We start from the raw sequence: 22904 nt of genomic DNA on the forward strand, positions 1-22904 counted from the left end.
AGCCGATTTGAGGGTGTCCCGTTCAAATTACATGAAATATGCTGATTGCGTTACTTCGAATCCGCTTGCAGCTTCTGGATGCCTGCATCAAATTGATTTTTGATTTTCTCAACGGCAGTAGCAGGTGCTACTTTGCCTTCCGTAATATCTTTCAACACACCGTCAACCAGTTTGTCTGCATCCGGAATGGCGATATAGCTGCCGCTGTAATCGATTTTGTCGTACATTTGGGTACGAGTATCAAGCGCATCCGGTGTATATTGGTTTTTCCAGCTTTCTACTGCAAGCTCTTTGTTTTTGCCGTGCAAGCTGATTTCGTCCATGATTTTCATAGCGATTTCAGGATTCTTGGAGTATTTCGAAACCATGTACATGTTGCCGTAAGGCGTGTAGGACGTGTAATCGGAAGCATTAGGCGCTTTCGGGAAGAATACATAACCAAGCTCTGTATCTTTCATGTTGTCCTTCAAGCCGCCAAGCTCCCAGCTAAAGCCGCCATACATCACGCTTTTGCCTGCGATAAACGCTTTGTCATTGCCATCTTTCGGAGCTGGCTGCAGGATCGACTTATCCACATTGTACATATCCGCTACCAGTTGCAGGCCTTGGATCGAGTTTGCGCTGTCCATCGAGAATTTCATGGCGCCGCTCTCGTCTTTGTCGAAGGAGCCTTTGTTGCCGTATACGAATTGTTCCGTACTTACCTTCATGTCGCCGATATAACCGAACACGTCTGTTTTGCCATCGCCGTCTTGATCTTTCGTAGCAGCTTTAGCTAACTCGCGGAATTTATCCCATGTCCAAGCGCCGCTCTTCTGCAATTCGTATGGATCCTCAACGCCGAGTTGTTGAACCAGCTTCTTATTATAGAAAATGCCGTATGGAGAAGGAGGAGAATCAATGAATCCGTATTGTTTGCCTTGGTAGCTGCCGCCGTTCTTCATCCAAGCAATGTACTTGGAATCGCTCATATCCAGCATATCGTCGATTGGCAGGATGAAGTTCTTGTTTACGAGTCCTGGGAATGACCAGAACAGTTCAAGAACGACTACATCTGCGAACGGATCGCCTGCAAGCGAGGTCGTTGTCAGGTTCTCTACATATTTACCGTAGTCGCCGAACTTCACGAATTCGATTTTGCCGTTATATTTCTTCTCAGCTGCTTCGATTAACGCGATTTGCTCGTCATCTGCCGGAACGCGGTCTTTCTCTTCTTTCAGTCGCGGGTCAGCGCCGTCCCACCAAAGACCGATTTTGATTGTTGCGCCTTTAAGATCGCCTGCACTCTCCGCTGGAGCAGTTTCAGCTGTGTTCGTGGCATTGGTTTCGTTCGTCGTTGCCGCCGTGTCCGTATTTGCTGCTCCTTCAGAAGCGGTGTTGTTCGTTGTGTTGTTAGCGCCACATCCTGCTACCGAAAAAGCTACCATCAATGCTGCTGCCGAGACCATCAAACTACGTTTGTTTCCATTACGCATTTTGTTTTGTCCTCCCCTTGGTTAGAAAAAGTAACTTGCATCTAAACCCTTGCTGAGCTGCTAAAGTATGGATTGCCTCCTCTCTGGACGCTCTACTGAAGGTATACCTTGATTATATTAAATAGGTATAACCTGACATTTGGTTGCGTTTTCATTTTATGACTAATTTACATAATTGTAAATAGTGAATATATCTTTTTATGAAAAATTTAATAGATTTGACAGATTCGAACTTGAAAATGGCAAAAATATGCAGTTTTTGACGATAAAGATATACTCCCTTTACATTTTCTCCATTTAGATATGGTATATAGATCGTTTGTATTAGAATCCTTTGTCGGCATACTTTCAGCTGGAAGGTGAGGAGATAACATATCCACTATTCCTACAGAGGCAACAAAAAAAGGGCTCGGTCAGCTCCATTGAGCTTACCGAAACCCTTGTTCGTTTATGTTTGGTGCGGTCAAGAGGACTCGAACCTCCACGTCATTGCTGACACTAGAACCTGAATCTAGCGCGTCTGCCAATTCCGCCATGACCGCATCTGGCAAATGTCGCTTCATATATCAGAAGCGGCGTTTATTAAAATACCATAATTGTTAAGGTGAAGTCAATATTTTCTTAACACAAGCTATCAATGCTCCAGCAGCGCAAGTACTCGGAGCCATGTCCCTATGCTTCGCCCATCTTTTATTGCCGTATTGCGCACTGAGATCCGCATCGTTCCGATCTGCGAACGCCGCACCAGCTGCACCGGCACCGGCCGCCAGAATAGCGGGCACCACTCATCGAACGGGTTTACAGTCTGGAATGGCCCGCCATTAACGGCGAATTCCAGCATACCTGTATCCGGTCCGCATATGAGCAGTAAACCTGCTCCATACCCATTTACGTTGAAGCTGAATTCTGCCCCTTGTGCATCAGAAGCCAGATGATCGGCAGCATATCGCCAGTTGACCATCTTGTCCGGTCTCTCCTGCTTCTGGAGCAGCAACACATCGTAAACACTGGACATGTCTCTCATAGCAGCCTGTTCATAGGAGTCTTCCAGCAGAGGCACTGGCAGATCAAATGAAATTTCATCCGTGAACCCTGCCGTATTATTCTCCAAAGCACGCTCCAGAAACGCCTGCAATAGATCTCCATAGAATGCATACCCGGTGTCATTCGGATGCGTACGATCAGGCGCAAGCTCTTCCAATGTCCCTCCGCCTGCCCATAGCCAATCACGTACTCTTCCAAAGAACGAGATGGATGGCAGACCATAATGTGCAGCAACTTCTTCATGTGCAGAAATGAAGAACGGTTCCTTCTCCTTCAAGTTGTTCTCGTCCGCGGAATAGAGAAACACAATGTCGGCTTGCGGCGACAGCCTGCGGATCTGCCGCACGATTCCCTCCATACCTCGGATCGTCTCCGCTCTGCCTTCAACGGCATGTTCACGGTGCTGGCTGTCATTCACCGCGAATTCGAGGAACAACAGGTCAATGCCATGCTCTACCATGACATGGGATCGCAACCGATGTGCACCGAGTGTGGAATTCGTTCCTCCAACCCCGGCATTGATGAAGGTCCATTCAACAGAAGGATGTGCAGTTTGCAGATATTGCTCTGTGAGCGCCCGCCAACTGGAACGATCGGGATCGGAAGCGCCGTAGCCTTCGGTAATCGACCCTCCGAGAAAAGCGACGGTAACGGGTTCGTTCATACTCAATTTGTTCCGGAAACGCGGTAAACCTTCACGCGCTGTGCAGTATTGATTGATGTTCAGCATGTTATTCATCATTAATCCTCCAACAAGGCGGACTCTCCGCAATCGCGAAGAGCCGCCTGCTTCCCTATTAAGGTGTAACTCGGAGTGAATCCACCAGCATATACGTGCCTGTTTTCTTCACGGCTTTGAACGTGTGGTTGCCCGAGGTTAGACCAGTAATTTGATAGACGACTTGGTTCGTAAGCCGTGCAGCATTATACGTACTAACCGTCGCCTTGAAGACGTTATCGATGTAAATATCGACGTCGCCCTGCCCCGATTCCTTCTCCGTGATGTACTCAATGCCTGTTCCTGTAAACGTAAACTGGACATAATCGTTGTTCGTTTGCGTAAAATGCACGTCGTTGTTGTAATCTCCGAATCCTCGGTTTCCGTTCAATGACCATGCGCCGGAATAGGTGAGGCCGGCGTCCGTATCATTGATTTGGATTTTATTGCTGATGACCTTGAACGCGTCAATTAGCATATAAGTGCCTGACTTCTTCACCGCCTTGATTGTATGGCTACCGCTCGTTAAACCGGATATCCGATACACGCTCTGCTGCGTCAGCCGAGTTGCATTATAGGTACTTATTGTCCCCTTGAAGACATTGTCGATATAAATATCGATATCTCCTTGCCCCGCTTCCCTCTCCGTTACGAGCTCAACGCCGGTACCGTTAAACGTGTACTGGACATAGTTGTTATTCGTCGACGTGTAATGGACATCGTCCTGATAATCGCCAAAGCCTCTGCTGCCGTTATACGTCCACGCGCCAGAGTAAGTGATTGATGTATCCGTATCATTGACTGCGATATCCGCCGGAACGCTGAATCGTAATTTATCCAAGAGCATATACGTGCCTGATTTCTTGATTGCTTTCAGCGTATGCGCGCCGTTCGCGAGTCCACTAATCGCGTACACGGTCTGCTGCAGCTGCCTAGTAGCGTTAAACGTACTGACCGTCCCTTTAAAGACGTTATCAACATAAATATCCATATTGCCTTGAGATGAGTCCTTCTCCGTAATCAATTCCACGCCCGTTCCGATGAACGCGTATTCGAAATAATCATTGTTTGTTTGTGTGAAATGAACATCGTCTTGGTAATCTCCGAGTCCGCGGTTATAGCTGCGCTGCCAGCTGCCCGTATACTTGACGCCTGTATCGTCGTCATTGGCCGTTACCGAGCCGCCTGCCGCCCTCACTTTCAGAAGCCGCGAGCCATGTGCCGGCAAACTGACTGAACTATAACCGGAGTTGAACGAGCCGAGATCGGTGTGTGTCCACAAGTCACGAACGTTCGCCGCTCCGTTCAAGCCGATGTCGCTCCAGTTCACACTCACGGTTGCTGCAGCGCTGCCGAGATTCACCAATCCGACCGTGTAACTACCGTCTCCGTTGTTGGCGTACCAGACCTGCTGATTCGTTGCCGTCGATACAGGATGCGCCGGACGGCCCGCTTGGTTAACGGCGATGACCTCATCATTCGTTAGTAAGCTAATACCGAAGCTGTCCAGATTCGTCAGATCGTTGCCTGTATACAGCTGGGCAGAAGACATTGCCCACAACGTCATCGCCGTTCGTCGTTCATCTTGTGTCAAGCCGTCCATTGCACCATTACCGACGTTCAGCGAATCAAAATCATTCCATCCGCCCGGGCCGGCGTCCCGCCACCACGTCGCCGCATCGGGGAATAACCGGGCGATATTCGGCCACGAGGTCAGCGCCGTATTCGTGCAGTAGCACTCCACGTCCCAGTCGACGCGCCAGCCGTTCGCATACTGCTTCCAGGTGTCGACGTAATTGTGATCGAGCGCCCAAGACAGCTCGAACCAGATGCCGTGCGGAGCAAGCGCCTGCGACCAAGCGGCAACATCGCCGCGGGAGTCGATGGTCGTATCGTTATGCCCGGAACCGGGCGTAACGCTGTCGAACTTCAAGAAGTCCACGCCCCATGAATCCAACAGATTTGCAATGGAGTCGATATACTTCTGCGCACACGGATTCGAGAAGTCAATCTTGTAGCCCAGTCCCCAGTAATCTGCCGTCGTCAGCGGCAGCACCGCGATGTCCTGCATCGAGCAACCCGGCGCGTTATAGATTGGCAGGTCCGCGGTATACGCTTGCGGTGACAAGCCCGGAATCATGTACAGCCCGATCTTCTGGCCGTTGTTGTGCACATAATCGATGACTTCACCCAGACCATTCGGATAAAGCGTCGTGCTCGGGACCGGTCGGCCATATCCGTCCATACCGCCGTTCCAGCCGGCATCAATGTTGATGTACTCGTAGCCATGCGATTGCAGCGTCGTATGCATCGCATCAGACTGTGCCTTAATCTGCGCTGCAGTGATCCACGAAGAATTGCCGCTATACACCTGCATGCTGTAACTGCTCCAGCCCATGTAAGGCTTAGCACCAAGCCCATTGTTAGCTGCGTACACTGTGTTTTCTCTAGGTGCGACTACGGCAAGCTGTGCAAAGATTAACAAAACAACAATCACCCATAAGCGAAATGTTCTGCCTGCCCGAACCTGAACCACATCATTCATCCCCTTTGCTTCATTAGCATAAAAAAACCGGGCGCTTATGCATCGATAATGCGCCCGGTTGTCTTGCCATGCTTATTTCGCGAACGTGGAGGCATCATATGCCTTTTGCAGAATTTCCAAGTAGCGATTAATCTTCAAATCTTCAAGACCTTTCACGTAGCTGTCCCAATCTTTGTCGAGACTCTTGTGGCCTGTGATGAATTGCAACGAGTTCTCATCGATGTACGTTTTAATGTTCGTTTGCAGCATCGTAGCTTCGTCTACTTCAGTCGGATCAAGCCAGATTGCCCACAGTGGGAACAATTCCTTCGGCTCATGGCCTTGATAAAGCAGCGTTGCTTGATACAGACGACGCTCATAGTTCGCGGAATCATAGATGTCTGTGCCTTGTACGTAGCTGTCACGGTATTCTTTCGGCATGTAGAAGTGAGCCATACCGCTCCAACCGGCGTTACGAGGAGCTTCGCCTTCTGCTTTCGGAATTGGAGCAACCATTGGTTTCACGCCTTCGCCAAGTGCAACTTCGCCGTCTTTCGGATCTCTCCAGTCAATGTCTTTCATACCGGATGCGCCGTTTGTTTGGCCTTCAGGGGAGAACATGTAATCAACGAGTTGAATCAGGGCGACTTGTGCTTCTTTGCTTGCATTGCTGGTTATTGCGAATTTTGCGCCAGGAGATACACCGCCGCCGTCATGTGTTGCCAGCGAAACGCCGTTTGGACCTGTAAGCGGCGGAACCGGGTTGTAGTCTTTGGAGTTTTTGTTGCCATGATCGATGTTTAAGAAAATAGCCGGGTGCATACCTGTGCCTGCACCGAGAATTTGCGCATCGCCGTTCTCGCCGATTTTTTTGAATGCTTCGGCATTTTGCGTGAACGCGCCGGGATCGATCAAACCTTCGTCAAACAACGATTTAATATACGTCAAGCCTTGTTTCCATTCGTTCGTTACAGCCGCTGAGCCTACTTTACCGTCTTGCATCATCAAGTGGTTGCGATCGTCGTCATACACGAATGCATCCATCAGGTAAGGGACGACGCGAACACCGAAATCTTCTGTCGAGCCGCTAAGCGGCACTTCGTCTTTCTTGCCATTGCCGTTAGGATCTTGGTTTTTAAACGCTTCCAATACCTTTTTGAAATCTTCCGTTGTTTTTGGCATTTCAAGCTTCAGCTTTTCCAGCCAGCTCGTATTCAGCCACATTTTGTTCGCGTAGGAACAGTGGAAACATTGCGAGTAAGCTGGAAGACCGTAAATGTTGCCGTCCGGTGCCACACTGAATGCTTTGAAATCCGCATTGCTGTCAAGAGCTGCCTTAACGTTTGGCGCATATTGATCGATCAGGTCGTTAAGCGGAATCAATACGCCTTGTTTGCCGTATTTGATCAGGTCTGCTTGCGAGAATTGATCGATATACGCTGTCAGCATGTAAGCATCCGGGAAGTCGCCGCTCGCCAGGGAAATTTGACGTTTCTCCTTGGCACCATCGCCTGGAATCGCTTCGAACGAGAATTTAATGTTGAATTTATCTTCCACGAATTTCGTGAACTTGTTTGTTTCAAGGTTGATGTCCTGTTCTTGAACGGCGAACAGCTTGATGTCGACCGGTTCCGAAGGTGTAGCCGTGTTTGTTTCAGCGGGCTCGTTCGTATTCGTCGATGCGGCATTTGTCGGTTCGGTATTCGATGATGTATTACTATTTCCGTTGTCTTTGGAGCAGGCCGACATTACCATGGTTGTCATCATGACAATTGCGAGCAAGCTTACCAATCTCTTTTTTAACACGTGTAATCGCTCCCTTTTAGTTGTATCTGCTAGGTTTGTTTCACCATCATAATCAAGCACGGCCTGTAAACAGACGCGCTTAAAACGGCATCCCCCCTTTCATAGCCCCATCCGATTTAGCCTTTGACCGACCCGACCAGCATCCCTTGAACAAAATAACGCTGCACGAACGGATAAATAATGAGCACCGGGAGTGTTGCGACTACAATCAGCGAATATTTCAACAGCTCGGCCAACTGCTGCCGTTCCACCTGCTTCATGGCGTCCATGTTGGAGCTGCCGCTGTTGTTCTGAATGATGATACTCCGCAGAATGAGCTGCAGCGGATACTTGCTTGCCGTTTTGAGATAAATAAGTGCATCAAAGTACGCATTCCATTGACCGACCGCATACATGATGACGAGAACCGCAATAATGGGCTTGGACAGCGCCAGCACAACACTGCGCATGAAGCGGATATCCGTACAGCCGTCGATTTCGCTTGCTTCCACAAGCTCAGCCGGAATGGACTGCTGGAAGAACGACCTTGCTATGATGACCTGCCACACCCAGACCGCATTAGGAATGATCAGCGCCCATCTCGTGTCGATCAAGCCCATGCTCTTCACGACCAGATACGTCGGAATCAGACCTCCGCTGAACAGCATTGTGAACGTAATGAGCATCATGATCACGTTGCGTCCGAAGAACGTCGACCGCGAGAGCGGATATGCCAGCATGATCGTCAGCGTTACACTGATTAATGTACCTGCAGCGGTATACAGCAAGGAGTTGCCGTAGCCCGTCAATACTTGCGGATTCTTGAACAGCGATTCGTAGCCCTTAAACGAGATATCGACAGGCCACAACCAGACACGTCCAGCCGACACGGCAGCCGGGCTGCTGAAGGAGCTGCTGAAAATGTAGATTAACGGATAGAGCACCGCCACCAGCACGAGGGCCAGAATGATGTAAATGACGGTTAGAAACACTTTATCACCGGATGATTCTTTGATTTTATTGGTTACCTTAGCCACGAAAACACCTCTTCATTACCAGATGCTGGATTTCAAAAACCGACGTGCCATTCCGTTTACCACAAACAAAAGGACTAGATTGATGACGGAGTTAAATAAACCGACTGCTGTCGCAAAGCTGTAGTTCGCATTCAGCAAGCCGATCTGATAGACATAAGTTGCGATAATCTCCGAATTGGCAATGTTTAATTTATTTTGAAGCAGATACACTTTCTCGAAGCCGATTGCCATCACGTTTCCGACATTCAGAATCAAGATAATCGAGATTGTGGGCAGAATGCCCGGCAAATCAATGTTCCAAATTTTCTGGAAGCGTGATGCACCGTCTACTTTGGCGGCTTCATACAACGTCGGATCCACCCCTGCGAGCGCTGCCAAATAAATAACGGCGGAATAACCGGCTGTTTGCCAAATATCCGACCACACATAAATGGATGTGAACATGCCGGGGTTACCGAGGAAGTTAACCGACTCCAGTCCCAAATGATTCATGAATACGTTTACAAATCCGAGTCTCGGTGCTAAGAAAAGCATAATAATAGAGACCATGACGACTGTGGAAATAAAGTACGGCGCGAAGGTGACGAGCTGCACGATACGCTTGAACTTCTGAGCACGTATTTCATTTAGCATTAGCGCGAGCACAATCGGAACCGGGAATCCGGCAAGCAGCAGATAGAAGCTAAGCGTAAGCGTATTCTTCACGATCGTACTGAACACCGGGTTTTCAAAGAACATTCTGAAGTTGTGAAAGCCCACCCATGGGCTGCCCCAAATGCCCTTCGTCACGTAGTAGTCTTTGAAGGCCAGAACAGCGTTCAGCATCGGATAGTATTTGAAAATAATAAAAAATAAAAGCGGTGGCGTGACGACGAGATACAATTGCCAATGTCTTGCGAAACTTCTTCTTGCGCCGAGACGTTTGCCAGCGGCTTCCAAAACAATCCCCTCCTATGAATCGAACCTTGATGTGTGACAGCGCTTTCTACAGGATCGATCATAGGTGATTTTCTGTACCTCAGGGTAGGTACAATTACGTCTTTTAGCGTACAGATCTCCCGAATTCAGGGGGACATTTCCGCATAATACGGCCACTTGAACGGAAGACGAGAATATATATCATTAAAGGACTAGAACATAAAAACGCTGCCAATCCAATTGGCAGCAACCGACTACCTCGGTGGCCTGTTGTTTTCTGATAGTGTGGAATGCGCTAACGAACCGTACGGCGCTTATTTACCCATTTTTGGCTCCAAAAACCTGCTAACGAACCGTAGGGGCTCTATTTGACGGTTTTCAATTATCGGGGAGCCAATTTTCCCAATTAACGCCTCTACCGTTCGTTAGATTTTCGAAGCCTCAAAATTCGGACAAATAACGCCTCTACCGTTCGTTAGATTTTCGCGGAATGTAAGATGAGGAGTGCGAGATGAAATTTTCACTCTCTAGTACCAAGCATTGTCCTTAGCCAAACAAAAAAAGCCGCATCACAGCGGCTCCTCAAGAAAATCATTTCATTCTGTGTCTTTCCATCCAAAAAGTAATTTCTCGAATCTAGACATGTTGATTAAATAGACAACAGCAACAAAGAAAGGTACTATAGCAAGTTTTGGGTGAAAAGTGCCATCTGCTGTCATTAAGATGTCTAGAAACATAAATAACAACACATTAACGACAATATACTTTCGAAATAGCCCCATGGTATCCCTCTTAAACAATTATTTGAATTCGCTTCGATTTACTGCTTAATTTATTCGAAGACAAATAATTGGTGACTACATCAAGTAATAGTGAAAAAACAACGTATAAAATGAAAGCCACCTGAGGCTCCAGGTGGCACATTTCATCATCATTTCTTTTTCATAACCGCTCTAAACAACAGGAATAGCAAGACGATGCATCCGACTGCAGCTATAATAGTCCATGTTTTCTGAGTTAAGCTCTTTTCAGGAGAAGCTGCTTCTACGAAATCTTCAGGCAGAGCACTATCAGAAGTTTGATTCGTCGTATTGGATGTATCAACGTTTTCTGTACTATCTGTGTTTTCAGAGTCTGCATTTGGATCCGTTTGGGTGTTTGACTGCGAGTTGGCCGTTCCTATGTCAGCAGAATCAGGCGTAGTTTCAGGTGTAGTCGTATTAACAGGAGCCGGAGCAGGTTCTTCAGGCATAGCTACTGTGAACGAATAGTCACCTTTAATATTATGCCCGTCCTCCCCAATAATCCGCCAATTAACGGTATACGCTCCATCCACCAAGGGGGATTCGAAGACTCCTGTCATATTAGTTTTGCCTGTCTCAACTTTGACAGGGATTTCTTTATTGGATGCATCCGTGACCTTTAGTACTACAACTGGTTCAATCTCTGTTGCAAAAGATAATTTGATTTCTTGGATTGCTGCCGTGACCGTTTCCCCATTTGCCGGTGTGGCGTCTTTCAAATCTGTATGCGCTGAAACGGATTGTGGAAGTAAAAGGACTGTGAAAAGAATGAAGCATAGAGCAAGAAATTTGTTCATTTGCATATCTCCCTTTGAACTAAATCAGGAACAGTGTAACATGACTCGCCAAACTTGAAATGACTCTTTCGGGCTATAGAGGTTAAAATTTTGTGACTCCTCCTGCCGCATCTGCCGCGACGGTTCAAGTCCTTATTTGGTATTTTCTAGAGCAATCCAGCTGTTATACGCCTGCTGTAAAATTGTCACGTACCGGGTGGAGCCGAGCGCCTTAATCCCATTTACGTATGCATCCCAGTCCTTATCAAGGTCTAACTGACCTGTAATAAACGCCATTGCGCTTTCATCAATCTCATGCTTAATATTCGATTGCAGAAGGCTCGCTTCATCTGCATTAGAGGAGTCGATCCAGACCGACCACATCGGAAAAAATTCCTTAGGCTCATGACCTGCATATAATTCCGTCGCCTGATAGAGCCTTCTCTCATAGCCGTTAGGCGAATAGATATCCATGTCTTGCACCCAGCTGTTCCGATAGGATTTCGGCATGTAGAAATGGCCCATCCCGCTCCATCTGGTATTATGGTGAGCTTCCGACTCTTTCACAAAAATACTCGCGAACTTCGCCGGAATATTTGGGTCAAGCGCTTGTTCTCCATCGAGCGGCTTGCGCCAATCCAGGCCTTCCTTGCCTATTTCAGCATTAGCCTGACCTTCTGGCGTATACAGATAGTCAGCAATTCGAATGAGCGCGATGCGCGCCTCCGGACTCGCCTTGTCCGTGATAACAAACTTGGCTCCGGGCGTGCTGCCGGACTGATAGTAAACTGCGTAAGAAGCATGAGGTCCTTGAAGCGGCGGAACAGGCACATAATCATTGCCGCGTTCGTTGCCAAGTCCCGTGTCAACGAATATTGCCGGATGCATGGCCGTCCCAGATCCTAGCAGCTGCGTGCCGTCATTCTCGCCGAGCTGCTTATATGCATCCGCATTTTGCGTAAAAGCGCCTACATCGATTAAGTCTTCATCATATAACGATTTGACGTATTTCAAACCCTCACGCCATTCAGGTTTGACTGCTGCCAGACTGACTTTCCCATTAGCAACCTCTACGTAGGTGCGATCATCGTCATAAACAAACCCGTTCATCAAATACGGAAGCACGCGCACACCGAAATCCTCTGTCGATCCGCTTAGAGGAATCTCGTCGGCTAATCCGTTGCCGTTCGGGTCACCGTTCTTGAACGCCTTGAGTACTTCGCGTAACTCTTCGGTCGTGTTCGGCATTTTCAGATGCAGCTTCTTCAACCATTTATCGTTTAGCCACAGTTTATAAGGATAGGAACAATGAAAACAATCGCTGAATGAAGACAAACCGTATATATTGCCGTCCGGAGCCGTATTGAGCGCGCGAAGCCCAGGCTCTTTATCGAAGGCTGCCTTGATATTCGGCGCATATTGGTCGATCAGGTCATTCAGCGGATAGAAAATACCCTGTTTACCGTACCGAAGTACGTCCGCCTGCGTAAATTGATCGATATAGCTCGTCAGAATATAAGCATCCGGATAATTACCGCTTGCTAACGAAATTTGCCTCTTTTCCTTGGCGCCTTCATATCGAATCGTTCTCCAATCGAAGGAGACGTGGAACTTTTGCTCCAATGATCGCGAGAAATCATTCGTTTTCAAATTTTGATCCGAATCCTGCTGCGCGAAAATGCTGATTCGCAGCGGTTTATCTGCGGACTTGTCCTGCTGCTTGGCATAATCGCAGGCAGGCAGTGCTAAGAGGAGTGCGCATAGTGAAATTGCGGCACAAACGGACCGAGCAAACTTCTTCAATGCAAATCCTCCCTTCAACCCTCGGCAATCTGCCGGTACGAGCTTGGCGAAACACCTGTAACGCGTTTGAAAGCTCTGCGGAAAGAGTGAGAGCTGTTATAGCCAACACGGGATGATATTTCATCAACCGTATACCCATTTTCACGCAATAAGGAAACGGCATGCTCCATCCGAACTTGCTCCAAATAATCGGATAGATTGGAGCCGGTCACTTCTTTAAACAGCTGGGAAATGTATTTCTCCGGCCGCTCCACTTGCTCTGCAATTCGGTATAGGGTCAGCTCGGAATCCGAGAAATGATCGCCAATATAAGCTTTGATACCGTCAACCGTTCTTGTGTGACTGTCATTCTTGCGGCTGACGACAACCGCGCACATTGCATCTGCAATATCCTCAATTTCCGTCTGGAAGGTCCTCTTATCCAGCGCTTGAATAGCAATAATTCGGTCCTTCAGCTGCTCAAATATACCGGATTCCATGAATGTTTTTTGATCGAGCAGCTTCAAGAGTGTTCCTTTAACCTCTCCGACCAGCTGCTGCCACATCTCGACCGACAGCTCTCGCTGCTCGGTATTAAGCGATAAAACAGAGCGGACTATACGCATTGCTTCGTCCGTTTCCCCTGCCCTGATCGTGCCGATCAAACGAAGCTCCAGTTCAAGCGGATAATAGTACGTTGCACTCTCCATGCTCGTTTCATCGTACCAAACGACGCCTTTGCGATCGGCGTGCAGTGCATGCTCCAGCGTTTGCTTCGCCTGTTCGTAGGATACACTGACTTCCGTTTCCGAGCTGAAAGGGTCTCCGAGTGCAGCCGTAAATGTAATCCGGTATTCTGCAAATGCTTGCCGAGACAGTTGCTCTAATAACACGGCAATCTCACCTCGTCCGAGTGTATTACCGGTTTCTGCTTCTTTGGACGCGAACACGATGACGATGCGGTCTGAGCCCCAATCGGTCGTCAGCATAAAGCCGGCAATATCGAGAAGCGCTTGTTTTAGGATAAGCCTTGCAGCATGCAGCTCATTCAGCACCTCAACACTGTCCATGCCGGTATAGCCTTGTACATGCAGAATGCATACATAACCGGAATGGCCGTATATCCCGGTATTTGCTTGTGAAGCAGCGGCGAAAATTTCCTCACGTGTCTGCAGTTCTCCTGAAATCAACCGCTTCAGGAAGGCATCTCGAATAAGGGGGAGTTGACGGTGCAGCTCAGACTCCAGCTGATTGCTGCTTCGGATCATTTCTGCGATGTTCCCTTGCAGGAAATCGTATTCATTTCGCTCCGCCGTCTCTACCTTGCCGAACTGCTCTTTCACGACCGACACCAGTTTATGAATGGGCACGCTGTTGCGGTAAGCCAGCAATAAGCCGACCAGCAGACCAATGGCAAGCGCAACGCCGGTAATGGTCCACGTCATGAACTTGATTTGATTCGCATTTTCCAATAAGGCATGTCTCGGAATACCCGAACGATAAACCCAGCCGTTCGACTCCGAATGGATCGTAATGACGAGGTCGTCATCGTAAAATTGGCTCGTTTGATTCGGATCGAAACGGGTGTCCTTGGACAACGCTTTCATGTCCGGTATACCGGAGCCCTGCGAAGCTATCGTTTGGCCGTTGGCATCGCTGATCTGAGTCCAACCGCCGTATTTGTCCGTAATACCCGATAATAAATTCGCGATCGTTTTCTCGTCGATAATGACGACAGCAACGGCAGGCGAGGAGCCGCTGAAGCTGTCTAATGGGAAGGACTGCATATAAGTAACAACAGAAGTCGCCGTCCCTTTGTTATTGAATTTACGAAGAGGCATAATTTCGCTGCGATGTGTTTTCCCCAGAATGGACTGCTTCCATTCCGCGAGCGTCTGGTCCGTATATCGGAAGTTGTCATAATAATGCTCCGGACGGAAATAAGCAGAGCCCGGTGTCAGGATCACATTGTAGTTGCCCAAATAAATATAAAACTGCTGCAGGAAATCATTCGTTTGTCCGAACGTCAGGACACTGCGCAGCATTTTCCATATCCCGTACACATTCGTTTGGTCTCCCACGCTCTTCTCATTCATCAATATACTTAAGTCCGGATTGATGGCGAGCTGTCTCGTGAAACCTTCAACCTCCGCCATCCGCCGCTCCAATAATTCTTTACTCTTCTGTAGCTGTATAACATTGTTCTGGATGGACAGCTTCTCTGTGACTGAGATGGAGGTGCGATAAGAAATGAATCCCGCGATGCTGGGAATGATTAAGATGATGATATAAGAAACTAAGAAGCTTCGAAATACGCTTGAAAATTTCTTCATCAAGGCCCCCCTCCCTTTATCTATGTTAGCGCTATCACGCCTCTGCACTCTATTATCGTATAAATTTCGGCTCACCGCACGACATTTATATAAAAGAAAAGCAACTGAAAGGATAATCCCCCTCAGCCGCCAACCTTCATTTTCCATCTATTCCGTTCATTTCCTCGCATCTTACAATTTAATCCAATACTCCGTTAAAAGTACGAGATTCACCGCCTGCTAAGTGCAAGTCTATGACCATGAGACCATAGCGCAGCTTTGTTTCGAGAGGCTTGTTCGCTGTGACGGTAACGGACACAAGGCTGCCGTTCTCCCATTGCACCGCGACCTCGGCGTCTCCGCGCGTGCGAAGTCCGGCGAATCGGCCATTCGGCCAAGATTGCGGAAGTGCAGGCAGCAGATGGATTTCGCCGGCATGGCTTTGGAGCAGCATCTCTGCAAATGCCGCAGCGCCGCCGAAGTTGCCGTCTACGACGAAGATATCCACTTCCGCTCCGGCGATACCGGATTTGGAGTAAGTCAGCATGTTGTCCAAGCAGAGCTGGCTGATCAAGTAAGTCAGATGCTCCTGTGCCTTGTCCCCATCATGAAGTCTGGCTCTTCCCGCTGCAAACAGCGCAAGCGTAAATTCCACGTCCTCCAAATCTGCGCCTCGCTGCCGGTTATCGAGTGTTTGCCTTGCTGCTGCAGCAAGGTCAGGCGTGCCATACGGTTTAATTTCGTTACCCGGATACAACCCGTACAAATGCGATAAATGGCGATGATCAGGCTGAGCCTCGCCATAATCCTGCAGCCATTCCTGCAGCTGGCCGCCTCGTCCAACTGCAAGTGGCGGGAGAAGCGGCAGTGCCGCCATCAATTGTGAACGAAACTCATCATCAGCTCCTAACCGCGAAGAGGCATCTATGAGAAATTCAAACAGCTCACGTACAAGCATCGTATCCATGACCGAACCCATCGACATCGTATACGATGTTGTTTGCTCCTCTCCCGGATAAAAGCTGTTCTCCGGTGAATTGGAAGGCCCTGTGACCAGTTGTCCAGTCTCCGGGTGAACCGCCATATACTCCAGATAGAATACAGCTGCATCCCGCAGTACCGGATACGCGAGATTCTTCAGAAAAACTTCGTCCCGGCTAAATTCGTAATGCTCAATAAGCTGTGTCGCCAGCCATAAGCCGCCGGTAACATTAAGCCCCCACGAGTAGTGCCAGCCCGGTGCCGCGAATCCCCAAGCATTCGTGAACACATGCGCTACCCAGCCCTCACAGCCATAGAAATCCTGTGCCGCTTGGCGTCCGGATTTCGCCAATTGCTCCACAAAGCGAAGCAGCGGCAAATGACATTCCGCCAAATTACCGGTCTCCGCCGGATAATAATTCATCTCGGTGTTCACATCCAGATGGAAATCGCAGCTCCAAGCCATACGAGCCGCTTCGCCATCATTCCAAATCCCTTGAAGATGCATGGGCAGCTTGGAGTCCTCGCGGGAACCAGCAATCATGAGATACCGGCCATATTGATAGAACAAGGCGAACAGCTGCGGGTCGTCATGACCGCCATTCTCGCGCATGTGCAGCATTCGCTTGTCGGTTGAAACGGTTGCGAGCTCCTCCGATAAAGACGATGCTGAAGCAAGCTTAATGGTTACACGTTCATACAGCTTTCTGTAATCTGCAATATGCGCTGTTTTCAAAGCATCGAACCCTTTGCGAGACGCTTGCTCCATTCTCCATGCAGGCTCTTCCATCCATTGCTCATCCACACTGCTGTAATCGGTTGCTGCCGTGAAATAGAGGCATACCTCGTCAGCTTGCTCTATGACTATCGCATCTCCTTCAATACGTACCGATCCGCCGCGTACGATTACGCTCACTACACCTCGTCCATTCACACCGCATGTGCCATCGCTGTGAACATTCTCGGTTGCTTTTCCGTTGAAATATAGTGAAACACTTCCTTCATCGCTCGCTTCTGCCCAGGAATGGAAAGTGGAAGATCTACCTTCGATTGCGACTGTAAAAGAAAGCGAGCCCGGCTGATCACTTCTATAACGAGCTGCAATAGCATGATCTGCATGTGTCGCAAACATTTCGCGTTCATATCGAGTGCCGCCTGAAGTATAGCTGGTGCGTACAATCGCTTCCTCCAGATCCAATTCCCTTTCAAACTCTTCCCCCGAATGGCCAAAATAGATCTTCACATCGCACATGGACACATTCGTTCCGAAATTACCTTTCGTCGGCATCAGCTGCTGTTCAACAAGTCGTTCGCCATTGGCGTAATCGCCGTCGAAGAACAGTTCTCTCATTGCTGCTAAGCCTGCTTTCCCCTCGGAACGGCTTGGCGTTCGTTCACTTTGGCCCGACCAATAAGTCGTTTCCGTCAAATGCCATGTCTCGGTTTCTGCTCCGCTGCAAACAACGGCACCAAGGCTTCCATTTCCGATCGGCAGTCCCTGCGTCCAATTCGAAGCGGATCGGTCATACCATATTCTCATCATCGCTCACTCCTTGAAGAAGTTGATGCTTTCATCCGTAAATGAAAGCAGATTTATATTTCGAATTCTCTCTATTTATCGTATCATTGAAAGGCATATTCGTATTTGGTCACTCATCCAAAAGTTGACGAATAATCCGGTAACGAAAGGAATTGCCGCGGTGAAGAAACTGACAGAAATCTCTCCATTCCTTGGGGACTACATGCCCTACCTATATGACGGCAGCTCAAACGAAGGGCTTCGGACCTGCAGCGTATACGCCATGCATCTCTTCCCGGACGGTCCCGGCGAGATGGAGGTAGACGGCAAACGATACCCTGTTGGCAGAAGAACACTGGTTTTCCTGCGTCCCGGTCAACCTCATGCCTTTCATTTTTCACCTGAGCATCCGCAATCTTCCTACAATCTCTACTTCGATCTATGGGGGCAGCAGGAACCGCGTTCTTTGAACCGCTTCTTCTTCCGATATCCCGAGAAGTTTCAGCCGCATACCGCCACACCAACATTTCCTTGCGAAGAGCTGGACAGCATGCCAAGTGTCTTCTCACTGCAGGCACATCCGCTGCTCTTCGATCTGCTGCATCTCATCTCCAAGTCATTCGAGGATTTAAGCTGCCATCGGCAAGAAACGGTTAACAGCTTGTTTTACGGCTGGATGCTGGCTTGGTACAATGCCGTTCATACGCATCAGCCGAGCGACTATCGGATCGTTCGGCTGCTCGCTAGGCTCGATGCCCACCCGGAGAAAAGGGAGCCTGTATCGGATTGGTGGAAGTCATGCGGACTGAAGCGGACGTACTTTCACGAGCTGTTCCTGCGCGAAACCGGCCTGACTCCTAAAGCTTATCAGCACAAACAATTAATGAAGCGAGCCTCGCAAATTATCCAGGAGAGCGATCTCAGCATTACGGCCATTGCCGAGAAACTTGGTTATACGTCGATCCATTCGTTCACACGGCATTTCAGTGCGTATTTTGGACTGAGTCCTAGGCAGTTCCGTGCTGGCCCCCGAGGCTTGCGTTAAGAGATTTACCCCAGCTTAAGCGCAAAAAAAGAAGCCTTGCACATGCAAGACTTCTCTGAGTTTATATAATTGGTGCGGTCGAGAGGACTCGAACCTCCACGGCTGTTACACCACTAGAACCTGAATCTAGCGCGTCTGCCAATTCCGCCACGACCGCATCTGGCAGATGTAATTGCAATATGACACCGCAATCACGTTTTTTATTATGGCATCCAGTTCTAGCGAAGTCAAGATGATGAGCTAAAGTTGAAATTTTCTAACTATAGTTCAGTCGAACAAGTCTCCGAAAACATCAAGCATCGTTTTCTTCTTGCGAGGTTTGCCGTATTTGTCATAGCCATTCTTATCATACCCATGCGAGTCATAGCCGTTCTGGCTATAGCCTTTACCTGTGTTGTAATTGTGATCCTGACTACGGTGGCGATCACGATCTTGATCGTAACGAGTCTCATTCGATGAGAAATCAGGATTGACATGAACGCTGCGTTCCAAGCGATCGTAATCATCACGAACCTCTCTGACACCGCGCACAAGCTTGTCCAGCTCGCCGCGATCCAACCATACCCCCTTACAGTCCGGGCAAACGTCGATTAGAACCCCGTCCTTCTCTACCTCGCGCATACGTACATCTGAACATACAGGACATTTCATTCAAATAACCTCCAGTATCGTTTGTATCAACAATACGGATGAACCTGCATTTTGTTTCAATTCTTTTTCGCTTACAGTTCAGTTCGAGGCGAAGTTACCGACTCGTACACGTAGCTTCTGCTCAGCTTCACTACTTTGCGGCTGCGCTTGCGTATCACTACGGAGTCTGCATCCCATGCGACGACAATCCCAAGCACGTCATTGGATTCCATCCCATCTCTCACTACGCGTACCGGGGTACCTGCAATCCGAAATTGATCCAGCTGTTCTTCCGTAATCATCTTCATTCTCTCCATTTCTTATAAAAAAACCTCAATACGGCAGATCATGCCAGCATTGAGGTCTTTCGATTATCTTGTTACGATCTACGCTCAGCTAACATGTTCCTTCGAATCATTCGTTTCATACCACTCATCAAGGACACGAGATGACATTACCCGGCTCATGACATACTCCGCTTGTTTCTCCGTGAACTGTTCTTTCCAATCCATCTCAAGCTCTGTAGAGAGCTTCACAATCGTAAGGAGTTCGGACCATGCGACATACCGTTTATACCAGAAAAACTGCGGATGCTCAATCATATAAGGGTACAAGTCATCAAAATCAGTATGCTTGCAGTCAAGAGCACGTTCGAAATGGTTCTTCGCTTCCGACAATTTGGTTACTAAATAATCAGCAGATAATTGTCCCATATACTTGTGCCTCCAATCCGTCACTTACGATCATTATAAGCCAATTCGTTCAACTCGAAAAGATGATGATCATGGAATTTATCTGGATACTATTCGAAGCGGATCTTTCCGCCATCAAGTGAAGCGACACGCACCAGCGATTCAACACGAATGCCTTGTTCGCGAATTGTACGTGCACCGGCTTGGAATGATTTCTCCACAACGATGCCAAGTCCTGCCAAGGTTGCACCGGAACGCTCGATAATTTTGATTAGCCCACGTGCTGCATCGCCGTTAGCGATGATATCGTCGATGAATAGAACGGTATCATCAGGCGTTAGGAATTGACGGGACACCATGATGTCCGTTACAATGCCTTTCGTGAATGAAGGAACCCGTTCGCAGTAAGCATCCGGATCAGCGATGAGCGTTTTCTTCCGACGTGCAAAAACGAGCGGAACCCCAAGAGCAAGGGCAGTCGTAAAAGCAACCGGTATACCGGAGGATTCTACGGTGATGACTTTCGTAATCGGCGATTCGGCATATAGACGCGCAAATTCTTTACCCATCTCTTGCGTGAGAATCGGGTCAACCTGATGATTTAACAGGGCATCCAACTTGAGTACATCTTGATTTAGAATAGAGGCTTCACGCAGTATGCGTTCTTTTAGCAGTTCCATTCGCTTTCCCTCCACCAAAAAAATCTTTTCCGTTAAAGGTATCATATGGGACACCAACAGCGCAACTAATCGTTAAAAATATCAGGGAACATCCTTCTTATCGTTGCAACTTTTTTCCATATCCAGCGTCTAACTGTATAACAACTAAAGTGGACGGCTGCAGGACGAACATCAAGGAGGTGTGACACGAATGATTAAACCCCTATCTACCAAACAAATCGCTTATGCAGCTGCTGCCTGCACGATGCTACTCCTGCTTTCAAGCTGCTCTCTTGGCATGGCTGGAATTGAACGTGCGAATACGAGCCGATTAACTGCCGAACAACCCGGATCCCTGGTCGATGACCACTCCGACAGTCCTCAGAAAGCGTATGTTGCGAAGGGCGACAGTCAAGAGTCTTTATTCCAGGAAAATCCCTCGCAAGATACAACGATCGCCGATGCGAAGACCGAATCCTCCACCGGTAAAGCCGGAACGAAACAGGCTGCAGCGAAGGATGAGCCGAAGTGGGATACCAAAGCACCTAAACTTCACGGTATCTCCATTGGTGATGCTAAGTCTGGTTTAGATACACGACTGGGCAAGCAATCAGACAGCTACACGATTGATGATGAGCAAGAGACGATTACTGTAATTGAATATACCGGGTTCTCCGTTGGATATGGTTCGGATAAGAAAGTTCGGTTTGTTGAAGTATTCGACAAAACAATCTCGAGCGGTCTGAGCGGGCTTCGCGTCGGGGACGGCGAGAACGCTGTCACTACAGCTTTAGGAAAACCGACCACGCATACGGCAAGTGTACTCGCTTATAAAGCAACCGGAGCCTTGTTGAAGCTGGACCTCGATCCTCAAAATAAACGCGTGCTTTCGATGAAGCTTTTCTTACTTCAAGATAAGCCACAAGGTTAAGAGTGCACTAAATAGAATCGGTACGGTCAGCAGCAGTCCGTATTTGGCATATTCGCGCCAAGACATTTCAATGCCGCCTCTGCGCAGCAGCTGCAGCCACAGAAGCGTTGCGAGCGAACCGATCGGCGTTAATTTCGCGCCGACCGAAGTACCGAGTAAGCTGGCGTACGGTAAATAATGCGGCCCTGCCGTCTGCTCAATGGCAAGCGAGGATACGAGCACTGCCGGCAAGTTGTTGACTGCCGCGCTAAGCAAGGAAAACAGCACGCCTGAGCCTACGATGCCAATCAATGGTCCTTGTTCCGTCAAAGGCTCGATGGCATGAGGAAACCAGGATACCGCGCCATGGAGGTACATACTGTATACGATAAGGTTCATCGACAATGCGAATACGACGATTAACCAAGGCGCTCCGCGGAGCGTCTTTTTCACATTCCCTTGGCCTACAGCCATACTTGCGAGCCACTGGACAGCCGCTCCCGTCAGTGCGATAGCCGCAACCGGAAGCCCCATTTTCTCCGCTAATAAGTAGCCTGCCATAATACCCGCTATGATGACCCAAGATAGATAGAATAACCCTGTATGACCGATTGCTGAAGTCGGGTCCGGGAAGGATTGAGGCGCATGAGGCCTCTCTTCCTCCGTTCGAATACTGCGGCCAAAGTAGCCTGCCGTTACCGCAATCGTCACGAGTATCGCAACGATTCCCGGAAGCATCATCGTTCGGGCATATTCCCCAAAGGACAGATCAAAGAAATCCGCGGTCAAAATATTCGTTAAATTGCTCATCATGAGCGGTGCGCTGGCTGTATCTGCCATTAATCCAACACCAAGCAAAAACGCGATACGGCTCCTGCGAGACAGCTGCAGCAGCGCCGTAACCTCCAGCACAATCGGAATCATGATCAGGATGGTACCGTCATTGTTGAAGAACACGGTAATCGCCGCGGCAAGCGCGCATAATCCGATTAAGAGGCGCAGCTGCTTGTGATGAAAGGTTCGAACGATATGGAGCGCCGCCCATCGAAAAAATCCATTTGCGTCCAGAAGCGACGTAAACAGCATAATGCCGATTAAGGAGAAGGTCGCATTCCAAACAAAGCCCCAAATATAAGCCGCATCCTCCGGCGTAAGAAGCCTGGCTACGAACAGCAAGGCCGCGCCTAGAAAGGCGACGATTGCTTCGTGAATCCCTTTTGGCTTCCATACAATCAGAAAGAGGGATGCAGAGAAAACACTAATGGCAACAACCATAGCCATACCAGCAAATCCA

At 48.7% G+C, this 22904-nt stretch carries 17 protein-coding genes and 2 tRNA genes; 2 read left to right on the forward strand and 17 right to left on the reverse strand.

Translation table 11 applies throughout. The annotated features are described in order from the left end of the window. Nucleotides 1-50: 50 nt before the first annotated feature. The 11 genes from AC506A_RS08815 to AC506A_RS08865 form a co-directional block, all read right to left on the reverse strand. Nucleotides 51-1475: an ABC transporter substrate-binding protein gene (locus AC506A_RS08815; protein WP_495460563.1), complete on the reverse strand. Its 1425-nt coding sequence runs from the start codon at nucleotides 1473-1475 to the stop codon at nucleotides 51-53. Between the two features lie 455 nt (nucleotides 1476-1930). After that, nucleotides 1931-2017: transfer RNA gene (locus AC506A_RS08820), tRNA-Leu, on the reverse strand. A gap of 92 nt (nucleotides 2018-2109) precedes the next feature. Beyond that, nucleotides 2110-3261 (reverse strand): SGNH/GDSL hydrolase family protein, encoded by a 1152-nt coding sequence (locus AC506A_RS08825; RefSeq protein WP_495460564.1) that lies wholly within the window; start codon nucleotides 3259-3261, stop codon nucleotides 2110-2112. 55 nt (nucleotides 3262-3316) lie between these two features. After that, entirely contained in the window at nucleotides 3317-5773 is a 2457-nt protein-coding gene (locus AC506A_RS08830) for a glycoside hydrolase family 27 protein (protein WP_495460565.1), read from the reverse strand. An 81-nt stretch (nucleotides 5774-5854) separates the two neighbouring features. Further along, nucleotides 5855-7528, reverse strand: a complete 1674-nt coding sequence (locus AC506A_RS08835) for an extracellular solute-binding protein (protein ID WP_495461006.1) — start codon at nucleotides 7526-7528, stop codon at nucleotides 5855-5857. Between the two features lie 155 nt (nucleotides 7529-7683). Beyond that, on the reverse strand, nucleotides 7684-8583 hold the full coding sequence (locus AC506A_RS08840; protein WP_495460566.1) for a carbohydrate ABC transporter permease: 900 nt from the start codon (nucleotides 8581-8583) through the stop codon (nucleotides 7684-7686). A gap of 15 nt (nucleotides 8584-8598) precedes the next feature. Beyond that, entirely contained in the window at nucleotides 8599-9522 is a 924-nt protein-coding gene (locus AC506A_RS08845; RefSeq protein WP_495460567.1) for an ABC transporter permease, read from the reverse strand. Nucleotides 9523-10432: 910 nt separating this feature from the next. Further along, nucleotides 10433-11101 carry a copper resistance CopC family protein gene (locus tag AC506A_RS08850; RefSeq protein ID WP_495460568.1) on the reverse strand — a complete coding sequence of 223 codons (669 nt, stop codon included), beginning with the start codon at nucleotides 11099-11101 and terminating at the stop codon, nucleotides 10433-10435. A 132-nt stretch (nucleotides 11102-11233) separates the two neighbouring features. Further along, nucleotides 11234-12883 (reverse strand): extracellular solute-binding protein, encoded by a 1650-nt coding sequence (locus tag AC506A_RS08855; RefSeq protein ID WP_495460569.1) that lies wholly within the window; start codon nucleotides 12881-12883, stop codon nucleotides 11234-11236. A 14-nt stretch (nucleotides 12884-12897) separates the two neighbouring features. Next, nucleotides 12898-15195 (reverse strand): helix-turn-helix domain-containing protein, encoded by a 2298-nt coding sequence (locus AC506A_RS08860; RefSeq protein ID WP_495460570.1) that lies wholly within the window; start codon nucleotides 15193-15195, stop codon nucleotides 12898-12900. A gap of 178 nt (nucleotides 15196-15373) precedes the next feature. After that, on the reverse strand, nucleotides 15374-17698 hold the full coding sequence (locus AC506A_RS08865) for a glycoside hydrolase family 95 protein (protein ID WP_495460571.1): 2325 nt from the start codon (nucleotides 17696-17698) through the stop codon (nucleotides 15374-15376). A 157-nt stretch (nucleotides 17699-17855) separates the two neighbouring features. Between AC506A_RS08865 and AC506A_RS08870 the strand changes: the two genes are divergently transcribed. Continuing rightward, nucleotides 17856-18719, forward strand: coding sequence for a helix-turn-helix domain-containing protein (locus tag AC506A_RS08870; RefSeq protein ID WP_495460572.1), 864 nt, complete (start codon nucleotides 17856-17858; stop codon nucleotides 18717-18719). Between the two features lie 70 nt (nucleotides 18720-18789). On the opposite strand, the gene AC506A_RS08875 is transcribed toward AC506A_RS08870, so the two are convergent. The 5 genes from AC506A_RS08875 to AC506A_RS08895 all read right to left on the reverse strand — a co-directional run bounded on the left by AC506A_RS08875 (nucleotide 18790) and on the right by AC506A_RS08895 (nucleotide 20721). After that, a tRNA-Leu gene (locus tag AC506A_RS08875) sits at nucleotides 18790-18876 on the reverse strand. Nucleotides 18877-18986: 110 nt separating this feature from the next. Next, the gene (locus AC506A_RS08880) at nucleotides 18987-19370 is read right to left on the reverse strand and encodes a TFIIB-type zinc ribbon-containing protein (RefSeq protein WP_495460573.1); all 384 of its coding nucleotides are present in this window, start codon (nucleotides 19368-19370) and stop codon (nucleotides 18987-18989) included. Between the two features lie 71 nt (nucleotides 19371-19441). Beyond that, nucleotides 19442-19651, reverse strand: coding sequence for a hypothetical protein (locus tag AC506A_RS08885; protein ID WP_495460574.1), 210 nt, complete (start codon nucleotides 19649-19651; stop codon nucleotides 19442-19444). Between the two features lie 90 nt (nucleotides 19652-19741). Then, nucleotides 19742-20062: a hypothetical protein gene (locus AC506A_RS08890; protein WP_495460575.1), complete on the reverse strand. Its 321-nt coding sequence runs from the start codon at nucleotides 20060-20062 to the stop codon at nucleotides 19742-19744. Nucleotides 20063-20151: 89 nt separating this feature from the next. Next, the gene (locus AC506A_RS08895) at nucleotides 20152-20721 is read right to left on the reverse strand and encodes a xanthine phosphoribosyltransferase (RefSeq protein ID WP_495460576.1); all 570 of its coding nucleotides are present in this window, start codon (nucleotides 20719-20721) and stop codon (nucleotides 20152-20154) included. A gap of 190 nt (nucleotides 20722-20911) precedes the next feature. Between AC506A_RS08895 and AC506A_RS08900 the strand changes: the two genes are divergently transcribed. Further along, complete coding sequence (locus AC506A_RS08900) at nucleotides 20912-21631, forward strand: hypothetical protein (RefSeq protein WP_495460577.1); 720 nt, start codon at nucleotides 20912-20914, stop codon at nucleotides 21629-21631. Here the strand turns inward: AC506A_RS08900 and AC506A_RS08905 are convergent. After that, on the reverse strand, nucleotides 21605-22891 hold the full coding sequence (locus tag AC506A_RS08905) for an ArsB/NhaD family transporter (RefSeq protein WP_495460578.1): 1287 nt from the start codon (nucleotides 22889-22891) through the stop codon (nucleotides 21605-21607). The two genes, AC506A_RS08900 and AC506A_RS08905, sit on opposite strands and share 27 nt — an antisense overlap. Between the last annotated feature and the right edge of the window lie 13 nt (nucleotides 22892-22904).

This window comes from Paenibacillus sp. N22P23 (assembly GCF_059383735.1).